Source organism: Streptomyces sp. NPDC058701 (genome assembly GCF_042715295.1).
In the GTDB taxonomy this organism is placed as follows: Bacteria; Actinomycetota; Actinomycetes; order Streptomycetales; family Streptomycetaceae; genus Streptomyces.
Genome location: NZ_JBHXSY010000115.1, coordinates 1 through 3895 on the forward strand (window position 1 = coordinate 1; position 3895 = coordinate 3895).

The 3895-nt window shown below is 66.1% G+C and carries 4 protein-coding genes; all 4 read left to right on the top strand.

The features are described 5' to 3' along the window. Positions 1 to 265 precede the first annotated feature (265 nt). From ACFWW8_RS38195 to ACFWW8_RS38210, 4 genes are read left to right on the top strand one after another with little or no spacing between them, the layout of a single operon-like run. Positions 266 to 700, top strand: a complete 435-nt coding sequence (locus tag ACFWW8_RS38195) for a hypothetical protein (RefSeq protein WP_386537459.1) — start codon at positions 266 to 268, stop codon at positions 698 to 700. A gap of 30 nt (positions 701 to 730) precedes the next feature. Continuing rightward, positions 731 to 2140: a hypothetical protein gene (locus ACFWW8_RS38200; RefSeq protein WP_386537460.1), complete on the top strand. Its 1410-nt coding sequence runs from the start codon at positions 731 to 733 to the stop codon at positions 2138 to 2140. Between the two features lie 12 nt (positions 2141 to 2152). Then, complete coding sequence (locus ACFWW8_RS38205; RefSeq protein WP_386537463.1) at positions 2153 to 2761, top strand: hypothetical protein; 609 nt, start codon at positions 2153 to 2155, stop codon at positions 2759 to 2761. Positions 2762 to 2804: 43 nt separating this feature from the next. Then, the gene (locus ACFWW8_RS38210) at positions 2805 to 3653 is read left to right on the top strand and encodes a histidine kinase (protein WP_386537464.1); all 849 of its coding nucleotides are present in this window, start codon (positions 2805 to 2807) and stop codon (positions 3651 to 3653) included. Positions 3654 to 3895: the final 242 nt, after the last annotated feature.

Sequence of the window (3895 nt, forward strand, 5' to 3'; positions counted from 1 at the left end):
GAAGATCACGCCCTGGAGGCCCCGCGCGTCGCGGTTGTGGGCGATCTGGAGAGCCGGTGTGCTCCTTCCCGACCATCCACCAACTCACGCCACGTCACCCACGACTGCGGCGGCCGTACACAGGCATGGAGCACCTTTCGCTTTTCGCGCGGGAAAGGCGGGCACCTGCCCGCGGGCTCCGGCTCTCCACGCTGGGCGAACCTCTCGTCGGGGTGTGTCAGATGGCCGTGCCTATGATCATCTATACCGACGTGAAGGGTGGGACATGACGGGGGAGTTCAATCGGGAGTCGCACGCCGGCGCAACCGATCAGCAGGTGGACATGCGGTTGAACGGTGCTGGGGATCCCTCTGTGCCCTTGATGCGCGGAGGATCCGGGGGCTTCGGTTCCGCGCCGGCCGAGAAGACGACAGCGGCCAACACGATCGAGACCGAGCTGGAGCCAAGCACCAAGAAGGCCACAGAACACGCCGACGATGCGATCGACGCGGCGGTCAAGGAGTTCGACGGCTGGGACACAGCCACGGGCCTGAAGAAGGTCGCGGACACCTGGGACAAGCAGGTCAAGAATCTGATGGGACGCCTCGCGTCCGAGAAGAGTGCGCTGCGGGGCGCCTCCGGCCTTTTCGTACGCAATGACATCGGCCTGGGCAACCAGTTCAAGTCGATCGGTTCCCAGTCGAAGCTGAACGGGCTGTAGGGCTAGCAGGTGCTGACGTACTACGAAGTCATGACGACCGACTACGGAAAGCTCTCCACCGCTGCCGACAAGTGGCAGTCGATGGCGGAGGAAGTACGCAAGGTCGAGGATCGCTACCGGGACAGCGTGCAGAAAGTCACGATGGGCCAGACCTGGGTCGGCATGAGTGCGACCACGGCCATGACCAACTTCGCCGGGACGCGTTACGAGTACCATGCCGCCCAGATACAGGCCAAGGCGACCGCCACGTTGCTCCGTAACGCTCACCAGCAGTTCCTGGAACTCAAGAAGCAGTTGGAGAACGCCCGCGCCGAGGCCGTCAAGGCCGGCATGAAAGTGTCGGAGCAGGGAGTCGTCGCCTACGACTACGAGCGCCTCACTCCGGCGGAACGCAACGCGGCCCGGCACGACCCGGACTTTGCCACGAGCGTCCGTGAGAGCGAGAAGTCCTGGTCGGAGCACATCAAAGCGGCCGTCAAGTCTGTCGACGACGCGGACCAGAACCTGAAGAAGGACCTGGAGGCCGTTGTCAAGGACGGCTACGGCAACAAGAACGACGCGAGCCTGGGCACCGGGTTCAACGGAGACGCCGGCACCGTGGCACAGGCCGACGACGCGGAAAAGAAGGCACGTGCCGACCTCTCCGTGCTGGAGATGCGGGACGGCGAGACGCTGGATGACTACATCAAGCGTCTCGAACGCGAGGCTGTGACCCGCCTCACGGGTAACCCCCAGCTTGCGAAGATGGTCTCGCAGGTGCTCGAGGGCTCGATGACCGTCGGCGCCTTCTCGGCAGCCACAGGAACCTCGGCCTGGTACGGCTACAAGCTGTTCAAGACGTTGAACCCGCCCTACCCCCACGCCAATGCCCCCGGGACCTGGATCTCGCGCGGGATCAACTCCCGGCTCGCCGTGGCGGCTCCCGGGAGCCTGCTGACCAAGGTTCCGCCGCGCCTGGTGACTGCCATCACCGGATCCGACGAAGCGGCCGTGCTGGGATCGCGCCTCGTGCGCAACGGCTCGGCCTTCTTTGTCCCGAACGCCTCGGAGGCGAACCTCCTCGCAGTTGCGCGGGAGGGCGGCCTCGCGAACGCCGCGAAGGCCGCCGGTGCGCTCCGCGGGCTCGGAGTCGTCGGTGGTGTCGCGGCGACCGGGTACGGCATAGCGAACCTGACCACGTACACCCCGGAAATGATCCACGACAAGCCGATGAAGTTCGCAACGGACCTCAGCGGGACGGCTTTTAACGGCTCCCTGACGGCACTCACCATCGCACCCAATCCGGTCACCCTCGGACTGACCGTGGGTACCGGTGTGGTGTATGCAGGGTGTCTGGCCTGGGAGAACAGAGAGGCCATCGGCAAGGGCCTGGACACGGCGGGCGACTGGATCGGCGACAAGGCCGGGAAGCTCGGCAGTGCACTGAACCCGTTCGACTAGCCAGGGAGAGAGATGCATACCACCACAGCCCCGTTCGCACTGCACGTCTGGTCCGAGGGCGAGAAGTTCGAGCGATTGACCGGCTGGCAAGGGACATCGCAGGAGTTCGGGGAGATCACGGTGATCCACCCGCACCGCGGTAACGATGGCCAATCCCTGCGGAGTGAAGTCCGGGGCAGCCGGATCCCTTCGGCATCCTTCTCCTCGCGCGGTTTCCACGCGCAGGTGATGACGCTGCCGAGCCTGAACGGCGCGACGCTCCGACTCGGGGACGCGATGGTGTACACGACACGCAACCGCTGGGCGCTGACTCACCGAGGGCGCTCGCTGCGTCTGAAATACGGCGGAGACCAGTACCGGCTGACGGCGGTCAACCGCAAGGAATACACACTGACCAGGGCTCCGGACGCGGAGGACCCAGGAGTCACCGTCAGGGTGAAGCAGTCGGGTATCGGGAAGAGCAAGCGGCTGGCGGTGACCGTGGTGGGCCGAGCCCTCGGCGCCGACATCACGCTCGCGGCGCTCTTCGGCGGTGTCGACAGAGCGACCCTTACCCGGCGCGGCGCCGTGCGGGCAGGGATCTCAAGGGCGTTCGGGTTCTACGCGGAATCCCAGTACTGACTGCGTTCCGGCCGGATCGCGGTGGCTCACCTATCAAGCGAGTATGCGCATGCCTTCGTATGACATTTCCAGGTCCCGCTATCGGCTGAGTGACGGCCACATTGTCGTCCTCACCGAACTGGCGGTCGGAGATCCCGCTCCCGATGAGTTCTCCCGGGAACGGGAACAGCTGGTGGAGTGCGGTCTCATCGACGAGGCTGGGGCCGTCTCACCCTTGCTCCGGCCTCTGCTCCAGGCCATCGCGCGGCCGGTCGTGGTGATCACGGTGGAATCGGACAGCCGACAGGGCAAGCTCAACCACGGGCTGATCATCGGGGAGAACCACGCCGTCTCCCACCAGGCATGGCCCGGGGAGGCAGAGTCGCAGTATGCGCTCGTCGAACCCAGGACGGTGGTCTGGGCACTGGCCGACATGGTGAATCTCCAGCGCGCCGCAGCGCTACCCGATGTGGGTGCCTCCGTGGTCGAAACCACTGTGGCCACGCTCGATGCCGGCTTGGCCGCCGCGGACGCCGTGCCGTTCATGGATGCCAGCGGCGCGGGCCGCGATCACATACGCAAGGCCGTGCAGAACCTGGGCACCATCGATGGACCCTCGCTCCGGGTCTTCGCCGACATGCTCGCCGAAGTGCGATCGAGCTGGCGCATGACGGCCGCCTGGCGAAGCGACAGCGAGGGCGAGGACGGCGTGGTGATCCGAGGATTCGGCGTCTGGGACTGCGGCCCTCTCGGATACTGGCATCGGGAACTGCCGGCGGAACCGGTGCAACCGGGACAGGTCGGTCCGGCGAGCACGCTGAGGTTCGTGCGCGTGCACGCGGGCAAGGTCTGGGAACTGATCAACGAGCTGCTTCCGGCGGACGGCGAGCTCCGGCACCTGGAACTCCCGTAGCGGTCACAGACGCGTCATTGTCCTGGGCCTGCTCCGGCTGCCCAGCCGGAGGAGCACCGAGCCCCACACGCACTCGGCATCAACGGCAGCTCGTTCTTCTTGGACGCTACCGCCGCTCGACACATCGTGAGGCAGAAGGCGGTCCCCATACGGACGCGACAGAGGTCAGCCGTGGTTGACCGGCAATACGTCCGGGGAGAGGGCGCCCGCGTGGGCCGCGGCCGAGGTCGTGCGGCGGCGGT